This is a genomic window from Paraburkholderia caffeinilytica, assembly GCF_051027425.1.
GTDB lineage: Bacteria > Pseudomonadota > Gammaproteobacteria > Burkholderiales > Burkholderiaceae > Paraburkholderia > Paraburkholderia caffeinilytica_A.
Window position 1 is genome coordinate 397,393 of sequence record NZ_CP186552.1, and the last position, 18,865, is coordinate 416,257.

Sequence of the window (18,865 nt, forward strand, 5' to 3'; positions counted from 1 at the left end):
CACATGGACAGCACAACTCTCTCCCAAACGCCCGGTAGCCGGGTCTCCCAGTACATCGCTCTGACGAAGCCGCGCGTCACGCAGCTCGCTGTGTTTTGCGCAGTCATCGGCATGTTTCTGTCGACGCCAGGCATGGTGCCGTGGACCGTCCTGATCGGCGGCACGGTCGGCATCTGGCTGCTGGCCGGTGCGGCGTTCGCCATCAATTGTTTGATGGAACAGAAGATCGACGCGAAGATGCGTCGCACGTCGTGGCGGCCGTCCGCGCGCGGCGAAATCACGACCCCGCAAATCCTGCTGTTTTCGGCCGTGCTCGGCGGACTCGGCATGTGGACGCTTTACACGTTCGCCAATCCGCTGACCATGTGGCTCACGCTCGCCACCTTCGTCGGCTATGCGGTCATCTATACGCTGCTGTTGAAGCCCGCCACGCCGCAGAACATTGTGATCGGCGGGGCGTCCGGCGCGATGCCGCCGGCGCTCGGTTGGGCTGCCGTCACCGGTCACGTGCCGGGCGACGCCTGGATTCTCGTGCTGATCATTTTCGTGTGGACGCCGCCGCATTTCTGGGCGCTCGCACTGTATCGCCGCAAAGACTACGAAAACGCCGGTCTGCCGATGCTGCCGAACACGCACGGCGAAAAGTACACGCGTCTGCATATTCTGCTGTACACCGTGGTCCTGTTCGCGGTCACGATGATGCCGTTCATTTCCGGCATGAGCGGCGTGGTGTATCTCGCAGCGGCCGTGTTGCTGGGTGCCGTGTTCTTGGCGTATGCGTGGAAGATCTATCGGGACTATTCCGACGACCTGGCACGCAAGACCTTCCGTTACTCGATCGTTTATCTGTCGCTGCTGTTCGCGGCGCTGTTGATCGACCACTATGCGCGCGTCGTGATCGGCGCGTAACACCATGCTTACACACCGCTTTGTGCGCACGGCGCGTGCCGCCGCGCGCGTCACCGTGATCGCTTGTGCACTCGGCGGCGCGCTGTTGGTGGCGGGCTGCGGCAAGCAGCCGCCCGCATTCCAGAACCTCGACATTACCGGCAACACGCAATTCGGGAGCAACTTCTCGTTGCTCGACACGTCCGGCAAAGTCCGCACCATGGCGGATTACAAGGGCAAGGTCGTGGTGCTGTTCTTCGGCTATACGCATTGCCCGGATGTTTGCCCGACCACCATGGCCGAGCTTTCGCAAGCGCTGCAGCAACTCGGCCCGGAAGACGCGAAACGCGTGCAGGTGCTGTTCGTCACCGTCGATCCCGACCGCGACACGCCGGCCCTGCTCGCGCAATACGTGCCGGCGTTCAACCCGACGTTCGTCGGTTTGCGTCCGGCGGACCAGGCGCAGCTCACCAAGATCACGAAAGACTTCCGCGTGTACTACGCGAAAGTGCCGGGCAAGACAGCCGATAGCTACACGATGGACCACACGGCCGCGAGCTATGTGTTCGATCCGGACGGCAAGCTGCGTCTGTTCGCGCGCGACGGCCAGGGCGCCACGCCGTGGGTGCACGATATCAAGCTGCTGCTCGATTGATGCCGTGATGCAAACGAGCGCGTGCGTTTGCCGCGCGCCCGTATTCAATTTCTCTCGTTGTCGTTCTCAAGCCGGTATCGGCAAATTCATTCCCGGCGCTAGCCGTGTCGCTTTGAACTCCGTCACTTCGTAGCGCGCGAGCTTCTGTCAGCGGCGCAGCGCGTCGTCGGCATCATCGACGCGCTCCAGGCGGCATATCCATATGCGATCGCGGTATTTCCCATCTCATCGGGCATATGAGACCATTTACGGTCCAGTTGGCGGCGCGTTCACAAGACGCTCGCCGCCGGCTTCCACCCGAATCTGACATCGATCAGAAAAAGAGAGAATCACATGCAGCGCAGAAACATCCTTAAAGCCCTCTCGGCCGTAGTCGCCAGCGCGGCGATCGTCACCAGCTTCGGCGCACATGCCGACGATAAGGTCATCAAGGTCGGCACCATCGGCGGCCCGGATGCGCAAATCTGGGAAGTCGTCACCAAAGTGGCGAAGCGCGAAGGCCTGAACGTGAAGGTTGTCGAATTCAACGATTACGTGCAGCCGAACGCAGCGCTGGACGCGGGCGATCTGGATGCCAATAGCTTCCAGCACCAGCCGTACCTCGACAGCCAGATCAAGCAACGTGGCTACAAGATCGTCAACGCCGGTCTGACGTACATCTCGCCGCTCGGTATCTATTCGAAGAAGCTGAAGTCGCTGAAGGATCTGGCGCAAGGCGCGAAGATCGCGGTGCCGAACGATCCGTCGAACGAGAACCGCGCGCTGCTGCTGTTGCAGGCACAAGGCGTGATCAAGCTGAAGGCCGGCGCGGGCACGAACGGCAATAACGCAACGGCGCTCGACGTCGCCGAAAATCCGAAGAAGATCAAGCTGCTCGAACTCGACGCAGCACAACTGCCCCGCTCGCTGTCGGATGTCGACGCTGCCGCGATCAACACGAACTTCGCATTGGCCGCCGGTCTGCAACCGACCAAAGATGCGATCGCGCTCGAAGATATCCACAGCCCGTACGCGAACCTGATCGCCGTGCGTACGCAGGACAAGGACAAGCCGTGGGTCAAGAAGCTGGTCGCGGCTTATCAGTCGGAAGACGTGCGCCAGTTCATCAAGACGCAGTTCAAGGGTTCGGTGGTGCCGTCGTTCTGAGCGACACCCTTCAAGCTGCTTCGCAAAACGAAAACGCCACGGTGACAAACCGTGGCGTTTTTTTGTTTATGCGTCGCGCATTCGCTGGCGATCCTACAACTCTAACTCCCATCGCTCGATCGTCAGATCCTTGCCGAAGCGACGCTCCGGCGTCGTGCAGACGAGCTGGAAGCCGGCGCGTTCGCATAGCCGTCGTGGTTCCTTGAGCGTGCTGGCCGTGGTCAGCGTGAGCTTGGTGTACCCCGCGCGCCTGGCGAACCGTACGCATTCGCTCAGCAACTGCGTGCCGATGCCAAGACGCTGGACGTCCGGCTCGACCCACAACAGCCGCACGCCGGCTACCGTCGTCGAGACCCCGACGATGCATACCGAGCCGATCACAACACCTTCCTGATCGGCGACCCAGCACATCTCGCGCACCGGATCCCTGCGTTGCGCGTAATCGGCGACGACGCGCGCCAGCAAGCCTTCGAACGATTGATCCCAGCCGTATTGCGCGGCGAACCACTGCGCCTGCCGGTGCACGAGCCAGCCGCACTCGCCGGCACGCGGTTGCCGAAGGACCACGAGTTCGTGCTGCGGCTTGCTGTCGAGCAGCCGCTCGATCACCTTCATCGCGGCGATCAACTGTTCCTGGGAGAGTGTCGTGAGGCCGTTCAGCAGTACCGACACTTCTTCGATCGCCGCCTTGTCGAGCGGCGCGTAGGCGGCGTGGCCGTTGTCGGTGAGGGCAATCAGCGATTGGCGCGCGTCCGTGTCGGACGGGCGCCGCGTAATCAGGTTGCGTCGTTCGAAGCTGGTCAGAAGGCGGCTGAGGTAGCCGCTGTCGAGACCGAGATTGCGTCCGAGCACCGAGGCCGTCTGCGCGCGTCCGCGCGACAGTTCGTGCAGAACGCGCACCTCCGTCAGCGAGAAGACGCTCTTTGCCAGATGCTCATGTAGCGCGCCGATGTGCTGGGTATAGAAGCGGTTGAAATGGCGGACGGCCTGAGCGCGCCGCAGCGCCTCGGAATCTGTCAAATGCTGCTCCCCGGGGAATTTTATGGCTTCCTACCAGCACTATATTGGAACGTATCCCATTAAAAAAGCCGCGCGACGGCGAGATACATCCGACTGGTATCAGAAAGGTATTGATCCTCGCGAGCTCACCCTGGTAATGAGGACCAGTGCGGACCGCATGGATGCCCGCCGACAGACCGGATAGGGGTAAATCCCGATCCCCGAAATCAGCCCTCCAACGCCCGTAAAACCCTTCCTGAAGCTTACCTGGCAAGGCTTTTCGCGAGGTCATACCAGCATGAGACCAATCAATTGACTGGTATTATGTTGGTTATATAATGGGCTCTCATTTTCGTAGGCCGCATTCTTCGAGACGACCGCCGGAGCCCCATGGAAACTCGCTGGTCCGCACTGATGCCTGACGCTCGCAACGTCACGCCGCTCTATTTGCAGCTCGCGCGCAATCTGGCGACGGCGATCCACTGCGGCGTGTGGTCGGCGGGTGAAGCGCTGCCTTCGGAGCGCACGCTCTCGGATGCGATCGGCGTGTCGCGCATCACCGCGCGCAAGGCGATCGAACTGCTGGTCGAGCAGGGTCTGATCCGGCGGGCGCGAGGCGCGGGCAGCTTCATTACGCCGCGCGTGGAAGATCCGCTGTCGCGGCTTACCGGCTTCACGAAGAAGATGCAGCAACGCGGTTTCCGGCCGGATTCGGTATGGCTCGAGCGCGATATTCGCGCCGCCAACCGTGATGAACTGGTTCACCTCGGTCTCTCGCCCGGTGCGGCGGTGACGAGTCTGCGGCGTCTGCGGCGTGCGGACGGCATCGTGATGGCGGTCGAGCATTCGGCGCTGCCGGCGGCGATCGTGCCTGATCCGCAGGCCATCGGCGTCTCGCTTTACAGCTATCTCGAACAACGTGGCGCCGCCGTCGTGCGCGCCTTGCAGCACTTTCGCGCGGTCAATGCTACGAGTGAGATCGCCTCGTTGATGGATATCGAACCGCGCTCGGCGCTGCTGGTCATTACCCGTATCGGGTATAGCGCGGACCAGCGTGCGATCGAACTGACCGACACCTATTGCCGCGACGATTACTACGACTTTGTCGCTGAATTGCGCACCTGAGAAAGGCCGCGCAGCCCGTCGTCACGTGCGGCGTCATCGGACGCAATTCAGTCACACCTCGCATTACGCCTCACAGAGAGAATCATGCTGACCGGAAACATACTCACCACCGATGGGTGGATTCACGGCACGCTCGAATACGAAAACGGCCGCATCACGGCACTGACCGGCGAACGCGCCGATCCGTCGAAGAACGACGCGCCGTACATCCTGCCCGGCTTCATCGATCTGCACGTGCATGGGGGCGGTGGCTCCGACGTGATGGAAGGCGATGACGCCATCGAAACCATCACCCGCACGCATGCGCGTTACGGCACGACCAGTCTGCTTGCCACCACGATGACCGCACCGCGCGACGAATTGATGAGCGTCGTCGCGGGTCTGGGCAACAATGCGCGCATTCGCACCCCGGGTGGCTCGCGCGTGCTCGGCGTCCATCTGGAAGGTCCGTACATCAATCCCGGCAAGCTCGGCGCGCAGCCGGACGCCGCCGTGTCCGCGGTCATGGACGAAGTGCTGAAGTATCTGTCGATCGCGCCGATTCGCGTGGTCACACTGGCGCCGGAAATCGCCGGCCACATGGAGATCATCTCCGAGATGGCGGCGCGCGGCGTGCGCGTGCAGCTCGGTCATTCGCTCGGCACTTATGACGACGCCGTCGCCGCCCTCAAGCACGGCGCCTGTGGCTTCACGCATCTGTTCAACGCGATGTCGCCGCTGCATCACCGCAACCCCGGCCTTGTCGGCGCCGCGCTCGCGCATGCCGAATTCGCCGAAATCATTCCCGACTTGCTGCACGTCCATCCGGGCGCGATCCGCGCCGCGTTGCGCGCGATTCCACGTCTCTACGTCGTGACGGACAGCACCTCGGCGACCGGCATGCCCGACGGTGAATACCGTCTCGGCAGCCAGCATGTGACGAAGTGCCTCGGCGGCGTGCGTCTCGCCGACGGCACACTCGCCGGCAGCACCCTGACCATGGATCAGGCGCTGCGCAATCTCGTATCGATCGGCTTGCCGATCGCCGATGTTTCAAACCGTTTGTCGCGCTACGCCGCCGACTACCTCGGCATCGAAGACCGCGGCCGCATCGCGCGCGGTGCATGGGCCGATGTGGTCGTGTTCGATCGTGAACTGGCGTTGACCGCGACATACGTCGAAGGGGAATCAATTGTCGAATATGCTTAAAGAGGCGCTGGCGTCCGCTGAAACGGTCGCCGCGCAGCTCAAGGAGCCCTCGCGCGTCGAGATTTTGGCGGCGAAGCTCGCCCAGCAGCCGCGCCATGTCGCGCTGACGGTCGCGCGCGGCAGTTCGGACCATGCAGCGAGTTACTTCGCAAGCCTGACGATGAGCCGTCTCGGGGTGCCGGTCGCCTCGCTGCCGATGTCGGTCGCGACCTTGCAGCAAGCGCCGCTGCAGGTGCGCGATCAGCTCGCGCTGGCGTTCTCGCAATCGGGCAAGAGTCCCGATCTGGTCGGCACGATGGAAGCGCTGCGCAAGGCCGGCGCATTGACGGTGGCTGCTGTGAATGCGCCGGGCTCGCCGCTGGCGGACGCGTGCGAATTTCATCTGCCGCTCATGGCGGGTCCGGAACTGAGCGTCGCGGCGACCAAGAGCTACATCGCGATGCTGTCGATTTCCGCGCAACTGGTTGCGCACTGGCAGAAAGACGATGCGCTGCTCGGCGCGTTGAACACGCTGCCCGATGCGCTGCACGCCGCCGGCAAGCTGGACTGGTCGAAAGCGGTGGACGAATTGCGCGGCGTGGAACGCATGATCGTGATCGGCCGTGGTCTCGGCCTCGCGATCGCGCAGGAAGCCGCGCTGAAATTGAAGGAAACCTCCGGCATCCAGGCCGAAGCGTTTTCGAGTGCGGAAGTGCGGCACGGTCCGATGGAACTGATCGATCGCGACTACCCGTTGCTGGTTTTCGCACCGCGCGGTCCGGAGCAGGCCGGCTTGCTGCAACTCGCGCGCGACATGCAGGCGCGCGGCGCCCGCGTGCTGCTCGCCGCGCCGGACGACGTATCCGAAGCGAGCTTGCCGCTCGCCACTACCGCTCATGCGGCGCTCGATCCGATCGCCGCAATCCTGTCCTTTTACGTGATGGCCGCCGGCCTTGCCGCCGCACGCGGGCGCAATCCTGACGCGCCCCGCCATCTCAACAAAGTCACCGAAACTCACTGACGAGAAATCAGATGCGACGTGTCGAGGAGTCCCGCTTGATGAGCCATTCTGAAGGCCATATTGTTTTGCTCGCGCCGATGACCGGTCCGGTCGTGCCGCTGGCGAACGTGCCCGACCCTGTGTTTTCGGGCGGCATGTTCGGCGACGGTATCGGCGTCGATCCGATCGAGGGGCGACTCGTCGCGCCGTGCGACGGCATCATCACCCATCTCGCGCGCACCGGTCATGCGGTCACGCTTGCCACGGCCGACGGCGTGGAGATTCTGCTGCACATCGGTATCGATACCGTTGAGCTGAATGGCAAGGGCTTTGCGCCGATGGTCGCGCAAGGCGCACAGGTAAGCACTGGCGACATCCTGATCGAGTTCGATCAGGATCAGGTCGCGCTGAATGCGCCGAGTCTCGTTTCGGTGATCGCGATTGCCAATTCGGACGCATTCGAGATTGTCGAGCGTGTGCCGGGGGGCATGCTCAAGGCAGGCGAAACGCCATTGCTGGTGCTCCGCGCTCGCGATGGCGATGCGGCGCAGGCATCGCGGCAGGCGAGCGCCACCAATGTCACCGAAGAAGCCCGTCGGCACGTCACGCTGGTTCACGCCGGCGGTTTGCACGCGCGGCCGGCCGCGCGCGCTCGTGAAGCGGCGCGCGGTTTCGATGCGCGCGTCGAAGTGCGTTACGAAGGGCGCAAGGCGGCGATCGAGAGTGTGGTCGGTTTGCTCGGTCTGGGCGCTGGCGAGGGGGCGACGGTCGAATTGCTCGGTGTAGGCCCGCAAGCCCAAGCCGCGATCGAGGCTATCGCTCACGAATTGACGCGTGAAGCACACGGCGAAGTCGAAGAAAAGCCGGCGCGGCAAAGTTCGCCGGCGCCGCAAGCCGTTGCGCGTGCTGCGAGCGAAACGCTCGCGCCGAATACGCTCGCCGGTGTGTGTGCGTCGCCAGGCGTCGCGGTCGGCAAGCTGGTGCGCTGGGACGACGCGGACGTCGATCCGCCGGAAAAGGCGAACGGCACGTCGGCGGCTGAAAGCCGTTTGCTCGACAAAGCGATTGCCACCGTCGACGCCGATCTCGGCACCACCGTGCGCGATGCGTCGCAACGCGGTGCGGTGGGTGAGGCGGGCATTTTCGCGGTGCATCGCGTACTGCTCGAAGATCCTACGCTGGTCGACGCCGCGCGCGATCTGATCAGCCTCGGCAAGAGCGCTGGTTTCGCGTGGCGCGAAGCGATCCGCGCGCAGATCGCCATCCTGACGAATATCGAAGACGCGCTGCTCGCCGAACGTGCCGCCGATCTGCGCGACATCGAAAAACGCGTATTGCGTGCGCTCGGTTATACGAATGCGGCGGCGCGCACGTTGCCGGAAGAAGCGGTGCTGGCGGCTGAAGAGTTCACGCCGTCGGATCTGTCGTCGCTGGATCGCACGCGCGTCACCGCGCTGGTGATGGCGCGTGGCGGCGCCACTTCGCATGCGGCGATTCTCGCGCGGCAAGCGGGCATTCCTGCGCTGGTGGCAGTCGGCGATGCGCTGAGTACGATTCCCGAAGGTACGCAGGTTGTGGTGAACGCCACTACCGGCCGCCTCGAATTTGCGCCGACCGAACTCGATGTCGAACGCGCACGCCTTGAGCGTAGTCGACTCGCCGGTGTGCGCGAAGCGAATCGCCGTACGTCGCAACAGGCGGCCGCGACTTCCGATGGCCGCGCGATCGAGGTGGCCGCGAACATCGCCACGCTCGACGATGCGAAAACCGCCGTCGACAACGGCGCCGATTCCGTCGGCCTGTTGCGCACCGAACTGCTGTTCATCCACCGCGCTGCAGCGCCAACCACCGACGAACATCGTCAGAGCTACCAGGCCATCGTCGATGCACTGAAGGGCCGCACTGCGATCATTCGTACGCTGGACGTCGGCGCGGACAAGGAGGTGGATTACCTGACGCTGCCGCCCGAACCGAATCCGGCACTCGGCCTGCGTGGCATCCGCCTCGCACAGGTGCGCCCGGATCTGCTCGACGATCAATTGCGCGGCCTGCTCGCGGTGCAACCGCTCGGCGCCGTCCGCATCCTCCTGCCGATGGTGACCGACGTGGGCGAGCTGATTCGCATCCGCAAACGCATCGACGAATTCGCCCGCGAATCGGGCCGTACCGAACCGATCGAAGTCGGCGTGATGATCGAGGTGCCGTCGGCTGCCTTGCTCGCCGATCAACTGTCGCAACACGCGGATTTCCTGTCGATCGGCACCAACGATCTGACGCAATACACACTCGCCATGGACCGTTGCCAGGCCGATCTCGCGGCGCAAGCGGATGGCTTGCATCCGGCCGTGCTGCGTCTGATCGCGGCAACCGTGCAGGGCGCGAACAAGCACGGCAAATGGGTCGGCGTATGCGGCGCACTGGCGGGCGATCCGCTGGCCATGCCGCTGCTCGTCGGCCTCGGCGTGACCGAGCTCTCGGTGGATCCGGTGTCGGTGCCGGGCATCAAGGCGCGAGTGCGCAACCTCGATTATCAGCTGTGCCGCCAACGCGCCCAGGATGCCCTGGCGCTGGAGTCGGCGCAGGCGGTAAGAGCAGTGAGCCGCGAAACCTGGCCTTTGGACTGAACCCCACACAGTTCGCAACCAGCTTCGCTCAGTAACCCCGTAAAGCTAGAACTCAACGACGACTGTCGACCACGAGACAAGGATTGGAGGTATCAATGGATGGGAATCCGTTTCTGAAGATTCAGCGCCTGGGACGCGCGCTGATGCTGCCGATTGCAGTGCTGCCGGTTGCCGGCCTGCTGCTGCGACTGGGCCAGCCCGATGTGTTCAACATCAAGATGATCGCCGACGCCGGCGGTGCGATCTTCGACAATCTGCCGTTGCTGTTCGCCATCGGCGTGGCGGTCGGTTTCGCGAAAGACAACAACGGCGTGGCGGGTCTCGCGGGTGCGATCGGTTATCTGGTCGAAGTCGCGGTGATGAAGGACATCAACGACAAGCTCAACATGGGCGTGTTGTCCGGGATCGTGGCGGGTATCGTCGCGGGCTTGCTGTACAACAAGTACAAAGACATCAAGCTGCCCGACTACCTCGCATTCTTCGGAGGGAAACGCTTCGTGCCGATTGTCACCGGCGTGGCCTGTCTGTTGATCGGCATTCTGTTCGGCTATGTGTGGCAGCCGGTGCAAAGTGTGATCGATACGGCCGGGCATTGGCTGACCACCGCGGGTGCGCTCGGCGCATTCGTGTTCGGTGTGCTGAACCGTTTGCTGCTCGTCACGGGTCTGCATCACATCCTCAATTCGCTGACGTGGTTCGTGTTCGGCACCTTCACGCCGCCGGGCGGCGCCGCGGTGACCGGCGACCTGCATCGTTTCTTCGCGGGCGACCCGACCGCCGGCACGTTCATGACGGGTTTTTTCCCGGTCATGATGTTCGGCCTGCCGGCCGCGTGTCTCGCGATGTTCCATGAAGCGCCGAAGGAGCGCCGCGCCCTGGTGGGCGGCCTGCTGTTCTCGATGGCCCTCACGTCGTTCCTGACGGGCGTGACCGAGCCGATCGAATTCAGCTTCATGTTCCTCGCACCGGTGCTGTACGTGATCCACGCGTTGCTGACCGGTCTGTCGCTCGCGATCTGCTCGGCGCTGGGCATTCACCTCGGCTTCACGTTCTCCGCCGGCGCAATCGACTACGTGCTGAACTACGGCCTGTCGACCAAGGGCTGGTGGGCGATTCCGATCGGGCTCGTGTATTCGGTGGTGTATTACGGCTTGTTCCGCTTCTTCATCCGCAAGTTCAACATGGCGACGCCGGGCCGCGAACCCGCTGCCGAAGAGGAACAGATCGAGTCGTTCACGGAAGGCGGTTTCGTTTCGCCGGTTGCCGGTGCAGCCGTGCCGCGCGCACAGCGTTATATCGCCGCGCTGGGTGGTGCGTCGAACCTGTCGTTGGTGGATGCCTGCACGACGCGTCTGCGTCTGTCGGTGGTCGACGCGAACAAGGTCTCGGAAAGCGAACTGAAGACGATCGGCGCGCGTGGTGTGCTCAAGCGCGGCTCGACCAATGTGCAGGTGATTATCGGACCGGAAGCGGACATCATCGCCGATGAAATTCGCACGGTGATTGCGCAAGGCGGTGGCGATGCGGTGAAGCCGGTGGCTGCTGCTGCGCCCGTTGTTGCTGCAGCGCCTGTGGCGGCAGCAAGCGGTGCGGAAGGCGGTCCGCTCGACCCGGATCCGCTGCGTTGGCTTGCCGTGTTTGGCGGCGCCGGCAATGTCGTGTCGCTGGACGCTGTGGCGGCAACGCGTCTGCGTATCGTGGTTCGCGATCCGTCGGCGGTCGACCGTCAACGTCTGGCTACGCTCGATACGGCGTGGGTCTCGGCGGATACGTTCCACATCGTAGTTGGCGACGCGGCCCAGCGTTACGCTGCGCAAATGGCGACGCGTCTGTCGCCCGATGCGGGTGCCGGTGCGGCGCCGCAGCCTGCGTAATCTCATCGAGGCTTCGAGCTGAGCTGATTTTGGTCTTCTGCTCAGCTTGGGAGCTACGATAGGTAAAACGGGCGCAGACAGACGCTGCATCCTGTCGAACCCCGTACAAATAAAAAGCGGCACCTTGATTCAAGGTGCCGCTTTTGCGTTTACCGGCTGAACCTAACGACGCTCGGCCGGCAACGGATCCATCAACGTGCTTTCTGCTTATCTGCTGCCAACTGGCTGCGCGATTCCAGCCACATCACGTTGATAATGCCGAACGCCAACGCCACGCCAATGCCGAGAAGCCAACTGAAATACCACATCACAAACTCCTGTTATCCGTATTCCTGATCAATACATCGAATGGTGATTTTCTTTGAGCGCGGCGGCGGTTACCTTGCCTCGCATCACGCGATACACCCAGCTCGTGTAGATCAGGATGATCGGCAGGAAAATGATCACGGCGATCAGCATGATCTGCAACGTCAAACGGCTCGAGGTCGAATCCCACACGGTCAGGCTGCTGCGGCCGTCGAGTGAGGAAGGCATGATGAACGGGAACATCGAGAAACCCGCCGTCAGGATCACGCCGATGATCATCAGCGAGGTCGACAGAAAGGCGCTCTTTTCGAACCGCGAGCGCGCCAGCAGCAAGGCGAGTACGCCGCCGACCACACCCACCACCGGTGCGATCACCATCCACGGATAGTTTGCGTAGTTGGTGAGCCACAGGCCGGGTGCGCCGATCACGTTCTTCAGCAGCGGATTGGCAACGGTATCGAGCGGCGCGGCGTCGACGATCTGATAGCCGCCGATCATCGTGGCGATCAGCGCGCCGGCAAGCAGGAACAGCACCACGGCGGCGAGCGAAGCGATCCGCAGCGCGAGCGATGCACGCTCGGCGACGACGTCGTCCGCTTTCATCTTCACGAAGGCAGCACCGTGCGCGGCCAGCATCGACACGCTCACGAGCCCGCACAGCACGGCAAACGGGTTGAGCAGCGCGAAGAACCCACCGTGATAGGTGACGCGCAGATCGGTGTCGAACGAGAACGGCACGCCTTGCAGCAGGTTGCCGAACGCCACGCCGAACACCAGCGCCGGGACGAAGCCGCCGACAAACAACGCCCAGTCCCACGCACTGCGCCAGCGCGGATCTTCACGCTTGCTGCGGTAGTCGAAGCCGACTGGCCGGAAGAACAGCGAGAACAGCACCAGCAGCATCGCGAAGTAGAAGCCGGAGAACGACGCGGCGTACACCAGCGGCCACGCTGCGAACATCGCGCCACCCGCTGTGATGAGCCACACCTGGTTGCCTTCCCATGTCGCGCCGACCGTGTTCACGACGATGCGCCGCTCCGCGTCGGTCCTCGCGATGAACGGCAGCAGAATCGCCGCGCCCATGTCGAAGCCGTCGGTGAGCGCGAAGCCGATCAGCAGTACGCCGATCAGCACCCACCAGATCAGTTTGAGGCTTGCGTAATCCATGATGATCTTTCCCTTGGAACAGAGTGGCGGCGAATCATGCGGCCGTGTTGGTCGGCAGCGGCTGATTCAGCGGCTGTTCGTGGTGATAGCGCCCGGTATGCAGCGACGAAGGTCCGAGCCGTGCGTACTTGAACATCAGCATGATTTCGATGATGAACAGCACCGTGTAGAACACGACGAAGCCGGCAATGCTCAAATAGAGATCGCCCGGTGTCAGACTCGAAGCGGACAACGCGGTCGGCAGAATACCGGCGATGGTCCACGGTTGACGGCCCACCTCGGCGACGATCCAGCCGAATTCAGCAGCAAGCCACGGCAACGGAATTGCCCACACGGCCCAGCGCAGGAACCAGCGGCGCTTCTCGAGCAGCAAGGAGCGCTGTGCGCAGAACCAGAACGCCAGTACGAAGGTTGCGAGGAACAGGATGCCGAGGCCGACCATCAGGCGGAACGAGAAGAACACGGGCGCCACCGGTGGAATCGTCTTCTTGGCGGCCTGCACGATCTGATCCGGCGTGGCGTCGGTAACGTTCGGGGTGAACTGCTTGAGCAGTAGGCCGTAGCCGAGATCCCGCTTGTGTGCGTCGAAGGCGGCTTTGGCTTCGTCCGTGGTGTCGCCCAGCTTCAACTTTTGCAGCGCGGCGTAGGCGAGCATGCCGTTCTTGATGCGCACTTCGTTTTGCGCCATCAGGTCTTTCAGGCCGACCACCGGTTCGTCGATCGAGCGCGTGGCGATCAGGCCAAGCGCATACGGAATCCGGATTGCGTAGTCGGTGCGTTCTTCTTTCTGGTTCGGAATGCCGATGATCGTAAACGGTGCGGGCGCCGGCGCCGTTTCCCATTCGGATTCGATGGCGGCCAGCTTGACCTGCTGAACTTCGCCGGTGCGGTAACCGGATTCGTCGCCGAGCACGATCACGCACAACGTCGACGCCAGACCGAAGCCGGCGGCGATGGCGAACGAGCGCAAGGCGAACTCGGTGTCGCGGCGCTTCAGCAGATACCATGACGACACACCGAGCACGAACATCGAGGCGGTCACGTAACCGGCCGACACGGTGTGCACGAACTTCACCTGCGCGACCGGATTGAACAGCACCGAGAAGATGCTGTCGAGCTCCATGCGCATGGTCTGGTAGTTGAAGGTGGCGCCGACCGGATTGTTCATCCAGCCATTGGCCACCAGAATCCACAGCGCCGACAGGTTCGAGCCGAGCGCGACGAGGAACGTGACGCTCACGTGCTGCACTTTCGAGAGCCGGTTCCATCCGAAGAAGAACAGGCCGACGAAGGTCGACTCGAGAAAGAACGCCATTAACCCCTCGACGGCCAGCGGCACGCCGAAAATGTCGCCGACATAGTGCGAGTAGTACGACCAGTTGGTGCCGAACTGGAATTCCAGCGTGAGACCGGTGGTGACGCCCATCGCAAAGTTGATGCCGAACAGCTTGCCCCAGAACTGGGTCATGTCCTTGTAGATCTGCTTGCCGGTCATCACATAGACGGACTCCATGATGACCAGCAACCAGGACAGGCCGAGCGTGAGCGGCACGAACAGAAAGTGATAAAGCGCCGTGATGGCGAACTGGAGGCGCGACAGTTCTACGACTTCGCTAACGGGCATGTTGATCACCTTGTGACGGATGCGAGGCAGGCACGGACAGCAGCGCCTGCGCGACTTGTTCAGGCGGCAGCGACATATGCTCCGCCTGCGGATGATTGAAGAATGCGTATTTGAGCGCCATCAGCAGTGCGAACTTGATGGCGAGGACGATGGCGATATCCCGCGCCAGTGTCGGACCGCGCACCCATGCGCGGAACCGTTTGCGCAGGCTCGAGCGAGGGGTGTTATCGGGATTCAGGGCTATGGTCATGATCGGTCGAAGGCGACTTCACACCGGTAATTCCGGCTGGATCCAGGCCGCCTGAGCGATCTGGCAAGTGCATCCCGATTCTAGAAGCCAGGACCTTGCACGCGTGAGTTCGGCACTGCGACATTGGGTCGCGAACGCTGTCCTGTGCGAACAGTATTGCTAGGAGGTTTGTGATACGTCAAGAATCGCGTGTTGGGCGGGCAGGTTCCTGAGTGGGTGCGCATGCGTCTGCGATTGAGCGCGTGCGTCGTTAGAACGGACACAAAAAAGCCCTGCCTTCTTGCGAGGGCAGGGCTCTACGAATAAACAGCGCGTACCGGCCGAGCCGGCACAACTGAAGGTTTTAAGCCTTATGCATATTCGGCCAACGCGCCGCGCATTTTCTTCATGGCGCTCGCTTCGATCTGACGAATACGTTCAGCCGACACGCCGAATTCGTCGGCCAGTTCGTGCAGCGTCGAACCGCCCGAACCGTCGTCTTCCACCTTCAGCCAGCGTGCCTCGATGATGCGGCGGCTGCGGGCGTCCAGCGCGTCCAGCGCGCTCGCGATACCGTCGCTTTGCAGCTTGTCGCGCTGACGCGAAGCCAGCACGGCAGTCGGCTCGCTATGCGAGTCGGCGAGGTAGGCGATCGGCGCGTACGACTCTTCGCCGTCTTCGACCTGGCCTTCCAGCGCGATATCGCCGCCGGACAAGCGCGTTTCCATCTCGGCCACTTCTTCGCGCTTCACGTTCAACTCTTTGGCAAGACCTTCGATCTCGTCCGGCGTGAACGCGCCCAAGCCCTGCTTGTGGCTGCGCAGGTTGAAGAACAGCTTGCGCTGCGCTTTGGTGGTGGCAACCTTCACCATCCGCCAGTTGCGCAGAATGTATTCGTGGATCTCAGCCTTGATCCAGTGCATGGCGTAGGACACGAGCCGTACGTTCTGCTCCGGGTCGAAGCGCTTCACGGCCTTCATCAGGCCGATATTGCCTTCCTGGATCAGGTCGGCGTGCGGCAGTCCATAACCCAGGTAATTACGCGCGATCGAGACGACCAGCCGCAGATGCGACAGGACGAGACGGCGCGCGGACTCGAGGTTGTCCTGCTCGCGAAATTCAGTGGCGAACTGGCGTTCTTCCGCCGGCGTCAGCATCGGAATCCGATTTACGGCCTGGATGTAGGCGTCGATATTGCCCAGTTGACCGGGCAGCAGCGAGGAATGCGAGAGCGCCAGTGCACCTGCCGAAGCGGCCTTAGCCGACGACGGGCTCAGAGTACTCGGAAGGGTCATTGCATGGCTCACGTAGGAAACTCCTTTGGAATCAGACAAAAGCGTATTCAGTTAAACGACTCCAGCGTTGGATGTTAGCACTCTGATTTGCCGAGTGCTAATACTTAGAGGCTGTAGGGGCATCCAAGTTCCGCAAATTCCTATTGAAATTTAGGTTTTGATAGCCATGTGGGGCCGCCGGAATCGATCTTCAAGAGGCCGTATGTTTTTCCTGACAAAACACTTTCGCTCTCATAAATGACCGATTTTTTCTAAAATAGAAGTGACTAATTGCGAGAAGTTAGGTTTCTTCATACGATCCGTCGGATGTAAATTGTCTCTAAAATAAGCGGGACAGTGTCCGCTGATCAATGTCCGGCTAGATCGGGTGCTCGATGAAGAACAAAAAAAGCGCGTTGTGTGGTCTGGCTCTAAAAAGTGCTTCTGCGGCTATTCTGTTTAGCGCCTCGGGACTGGTCGCGGCTGACCAGTTCGGCGTGCAGATTGCCGGCGCCGTTGGAGATCACCACATCAAAAAACTCGATCTCGGCCTGGTTTGGGATCCGAATCTGACGTGGTGGCAGATCGGCGATTGGCATTTCTCGCTGATCGGCGAAGCGCACGTGGCCTGGTGGCATACCAACGAAGGGAATGTGCACGAAAATATCGGCGAAATCGGTGTGACGCCGATCATTCGCTTCATAGACGGGGCGGGTGCGATTCGCCCGTATATCGAAGCGGGCGCCGGAATCCGCCTTCTTTCGAGTCCGAGAATCTCTTCTGACCTCACACTCTCGACAGCGTTCCAGTTCGCCCCCATGGTGGGCACCGGCCTGCAATTCGGCAGCCGCCAGCAGTACGAGGCGGGCTATCGCTTCCAGCATATTTCGAACGGCGGTATCAAAGAGCCCAATCCTGGTATAAATTTCCACCAGCTATATTTGCAATATAACTTCTGACGACCGTGGCCACGTTCGGCTCACCGGTGCGAGGGGCTGAGCAATGGCGGCAAAGATAATCGAAGCGATTCGCGGGCTCGAGCGGGAGCGCTTTCGTGCGATGGTCGACGGCGACGGGCAGTTGCTCGATACCTTGCTCGCGGACAACGTGAGCTATGTCCACACGAACGGCAAGCGTGAAACGAAGCGGCAGTTCATCGACGGTATTACCGCGGGGCGCCGCCGCTATCGGCAGATCGAGGTGCAGTCGCAAGAAGTGTTGCCGGTGGGGCGTGAAACCTGCGTCGTCACCGGGCGTGCGCTGATCGAAATGGAAGCGAACAACGGAGCGCTGCTGTTTCCGATCGCGTATACGGCAATTCACACGCAGGAAGACGGGCAATGGCGTCTGATCGCCTGGCAGGCGACGCGTTGCGCAATCGAGTGAGCCTTGTGAGCTCACCGTATTTCGCCGGTTACGCCGTGTGAGCGCCCGGATGGCACGAACCGGCGGGTTGCGCCGCGCGTGCCGAATTGACCTTCCCGCGCTTCAGGTCGCTCAGGCAGCGGCGCGCTGCAGATCCTCGTTGCTCCCTACCGGCCGCCACGCCGCATCGCCCGCATACGGGTGCATACGGGTGCCGCGGATACACCGGACGTTACATGGGCGTTTTCGCGACATCCACGATCAATTCCACCTGCCGTTCGATCGCGCTCGGGACAGGCGCTTCGCCGCGCAATACAGCGCTGATCCACGCGGCCGTGGTGGCGGCGTCGCGAGCTTCGGGGAGGTCCACTTCAGGTGCGTCGGGCGACGAGCGTTCATGCGGCACGCGCGTTTCGCAGATACCGTCGTGCAGCCAGTCGATCTGCACCTGGCGCCGCGTGTCGGCCACCGCCTCGCCCTCGGTGCCGCGCGCGAGCAGGGCGCCGCCGTCTGCGGCGTCCGGATGCGTGTTGAACAGTTGGGTGAGGCTGTCACGATACGGCGGATGCGTGTAGTTCACGAGCCGCAATCCCGCGGGCGCGAACGGCTGCAGGATTTTCACCAGCGTATGCGTCGAATTGCGCACGCCCATCAGCCGGCGCAGCGAGAGAAGGCGCGCGAGCTTCGGCGCGAGCACGTCGATCGGCGCGAACGCAAGACGCCGCTCGGCGAGGCCGTCTTCGATATCGGCGTGCGATTGCGCGTGCGGAATCTGCAGATGCGTGAAGATTTCAGCGCTCGTCACGCGGCCGGGATCTTCGGTGACGCCATGCACCAGCACCGGCACACCCTCGCGTGCCAGCAGTAGCGCGAGCAGCGGCACCAGGTTGGGCTGCTTGCGCGCGCCGTTGTAGGTGGGTATCGACACGGGCCGGAACGCCGCGTGCGGCAGATGAATCGGTTCGAACGACGCATGCGCGCCGGCCAGCATGGCGGCGAGTTCGTCGGCGGTTTCGCCTTTCACGCGATACGCAAGCAGCACGGCGCCGAGTTCGAGATCGGCCACGCGGCCGTCGAGCATGGCGGTGTAGAGCGCGCGCGTATCTTCAGCGGTCAGGGCGCGGGCGCCGTTTGGGCCGCGGCCGATTTCCTTGATAAAGCGGGCGCAGGGGAAGGGATGGGCGGTGTCGGCAGAGTCGGTCATCGGGCGCAGTGGGACGGGGTGGCGTGCCGCCTTTGGGCGGTTGGCCACGATATTCAAAGGACGCTATTCGGTGTGAGTATCGCATCTATGGCGATCCGGCGAGACGATGTGCCGGGACCGTCGGGCCGCGTGGGCTCATGCCGCTCGGCTGCAGCGCGCTTTGCTGCGCGTTACACTCAGCGTTTTATCGCTGCGCAGGCGCGGCACAATCCAAAAGA

General features: G+C 62.5%; 17 protein-coding genes and 1 pseudogene. 10 read left to right on the forward strand and 8 right to left on the reverse strand.

What is annotated here, in order from left to right:
* Positions 1–3 precede the first annotated feature (3 nt).
* Both cyoE and ACOSV0_RS01775 read left to right on the forward strand, forming a co-directional pair.
* Positions 4–909, forward strand: coding sequence for a heme o synthase (gene cyoE, locus ACOSV0_RS01770; protein ID WP_434108315.1), 906 nt, complete (start codon positions 4–6; stop codon positions 907–909).
* A 4-nt stretch (positions 910–913) separates the two neighbouring features.
* Entirely contained in the window at positions 914–1,543 is a 630-nt protein-coding gene (locus tag ACOSV0_RS01775) for an SCO family protein (protein ID WP_434108316.1), read from the forward strand.
* A gap of 66 nt (positions 1,544–1,609) precedes the next feature.
* On the opposite strand, the pseudogene ACOSV0_RS01780 reads toward ACOSV0_RS01775, so the two are convergent.
* Positions 1,610–1,690, reverse strand: a pseudogene (locus tag ACOSV0_RS01780) (YciI family protein); the annotation flags it as partial.
* A gap of 186 nt (positions 1,691–1,876) precedes the next feature.
* Here ACOSV0_RS01780 and ACOSV0_RS01785 point away from each other — a divergent pair.
* On the forward strand, positions 1,877–2,689 hold the full coding sequence (locus ACOSV0_RS01785; RefSeq protein WP_434108317.1) for a MetQ/NlpA family ABC transporter substrate-binding protein: 813 nt from the start codon (positions 1,877–1,879) through the stop codon (positions 2,687–2,689).
* A 93-nt stretch (positions 2,690–2,782) separates the two neighbouring features.
* Here the strand turns inward: ACOSV0_RS01785 and ACOSV0_RS01790 are convergent, their stop codons facing one another.
* Positions 2,783–3,709 (reverse strand): bifunctional helix-turn-helix transcriptional regulator/GNAT family N-acetyltransferase, encoded by a 927-nt coding sequence (locus ACOSV0_RS01790; RefSeq protein ID WP_434108318.1) that lies wholly within the window; start codon positions 3,707–3,709, stop codon positions 2,783–2,785.
* A gap of 369 nt (positions 3,710–4,078) precedes the next feature.
* On the opposite strand from ACOSV0_RS01790, the gene ACOSV0_RS01795 reads away from it, so the two are divergent.
* The 5 genes from ACOSV0_RS01795 (at position 4,079) to nagE (ending at position 11,478) form a co-directional block, all read left to right on the forward strand.
* Positions 4,079–4,813 carry a GntR family transcriptional regulator gene (locus ACOSV0_RS01795; RefSeq protein WP_434108319.1) on the forward strand — a complete coding sequence of 245 codons (735 nt, stop codon included), beginning with the start codon at positions 4,079–4,081 and terminating at the stop codon, positions 4,811–4,813.
* Between the two features lie 84 nt (positions 4,814–4,897).
* On the forward strand, positions 4,898–6,001 hold the full coding sequence (gene nagA / locus ACOSV0_RS01800; RefSeq protein ID WP_434108320.1) for an N-acetylglucosamine-6-phosphate deacetylase: 1,104 nt from the start codon (positions 4,898–4,900) through the stop codon (positions 5,999–6,001).
* Positions 5,994–7,001: an SIS domain-containing protein gene (locus tag ACOSV0_RS01805; RefSeq protein WP_434110366.1), complete on the forward strand. Its 1,008-nt coding sequence runs from the start codon at positions 5,994–5,996 to the stop codon at positions 6,999–7,001. The genes nagA and ACOSV0_RS01805 overlap by 8 nt, the downstream gene beginning before the upstream one ends.
* A gap of 38 nt (positions 7,002–7,039) precedes the next feature.
* Positions 7,040–9,604 (forward strand): phosphoenolpyruvate--protein phosphotransferase, encoded by a 2,565-nt coding sequence (gene ptsP, locus ACOSV0_RS01810; RefSeq protein ID WP_434108321.1) that lies wholly within the window; start codon positions 7,040–7,042, stop codon positions 9,602–9,604.
* A 95-nt stretch (positions 9,605–9,699) separates the two neighbouring features.
* Entirely contained in the window at positions 9,700–11,478 is a 1,779-nt protein-coding gene (gene nagE, locus ACOSV0_RS01815) for an N-acetylglucosamine-specific PTS transporter subunit IIBC (protein WP_434108322.1), read from the forward strand.
* Positions 11,479–11,669: 191 nt separating this feature from the next.
* Here nagE and cydX read toward each other — a convergent pair whose 3' ends face one another.
* The 5 genes from cydX to rpoH all read right to left on the reverse strand — a co-directional run bounded on the left by cydX (position 11,670) and on the right by rpoH (position 16,111).
* On the reverse strand, positions 11,670–11,786 hold the full coding sequence (gene cydX, locus ACOSV0_RS01820; RefSeq protein ID WP_434108323.1) for a cytochrome bd-I oxidase subunit CydX: 117 nt from the start codon (positions 11,784–11,786) through the stop codon (positions 11,670–11,672).
* Positions 11,787–11,814: 28 nt separating this feature from the next.
* Entirely contained in the window at positions 11,815–12,951 is a 1,137-nt protein-coding gene (gene cydB, locus ACOSV0_RS01825; protein WP_434108324.1) for a cytochrome d ubiquinol oxidase subunit II, read from the reverse strand.
* A gap of 34 nt (positions 12,952–12,985) precedes the next feature.
* On the reverse strand, positions 12,986–14,575 hold the full coding sequence (locus ACOSV0_RS01830) for a cytochrome ubiquinol oxidase subunit I (RefSeq protein WP_434108326.1): 1,590 nt from the start codon (positions 14,573–14,575) through the stop codon (positions 12,986–12,988).
* Positions 14,565–14,825: a cytochrome oxidase putative small subunit CydP gene (cydP, locus tag ACOSV0_RS01835; RefSeq protein WP_434108328.1), complete on the reverse strand. Its 261-nt coding sequence runs from the start codon at positions 14,823–14,825 to the stop codon at positions 14,565–14,567. Before cydP ends, ACOSV0_RS01830 begins: the two co-directional genes overlap by 11 nt.
* A gap of 350 nt (positions 14,826–15,175) precedes the next feature.
* Positions 15,176–16,111: an RNA polymerase sigma factor RpoH gene (gene rpoH, locus ACOSV0_RS01840; RefSeq protein ID WP_434108330.1), complete on the reverse strand. Its 936-nt coding sequence runs from the start codon at positions 16,109–16,111 to the stop codon at positions 15,176–15,178.
* A gap of 362 nt (positions 16,112–16,473) precedes the next feature.
* Between rpoH and ACOSV0_RS01845 the strand changes: the two genes are divergently transcribed.
* Positions 16,474–17,037, forward strand: coding sequence for an acyloxyacyl hydrolase (locus ACOSV0_RS01845; RefSeq protein WP_434108332.1), 564 nt, complete (start codon positions 16,474–16,476; stop codon positions 17,035–17,037).
* Positions 17,038–17,080: 43 nt separating this feature from the next.
* Complete coding sequence (locus ACOSV0_RS01850) at positions 17,081–17,464, forward strand: nuclear transport factor 2 family protein (protein ID WP_028199069.1); 384 nt, start codon at positions 17,081–17,083, stop codon at positions 17,462–17,464.
* 211 nt (positions 17,465–17,675) lie between these two features.
* On the opposite strand, the gene ybiB is transcribed toward ACOSV0_RS01850, so the two are convergent.
* Complete coding sequence (gene ybiB / locus ACOSV0_RS01855; protein WP_434108334.1) at positions 17,676–18,647, reverse strand: DNA-binding protein YbiB; 972 nt, start codon at positions 18,645–18,647, stop codon at positions 17,676–17,678.
* Positions 18,648–18,865: the final 218 nt, after the last annotated feature.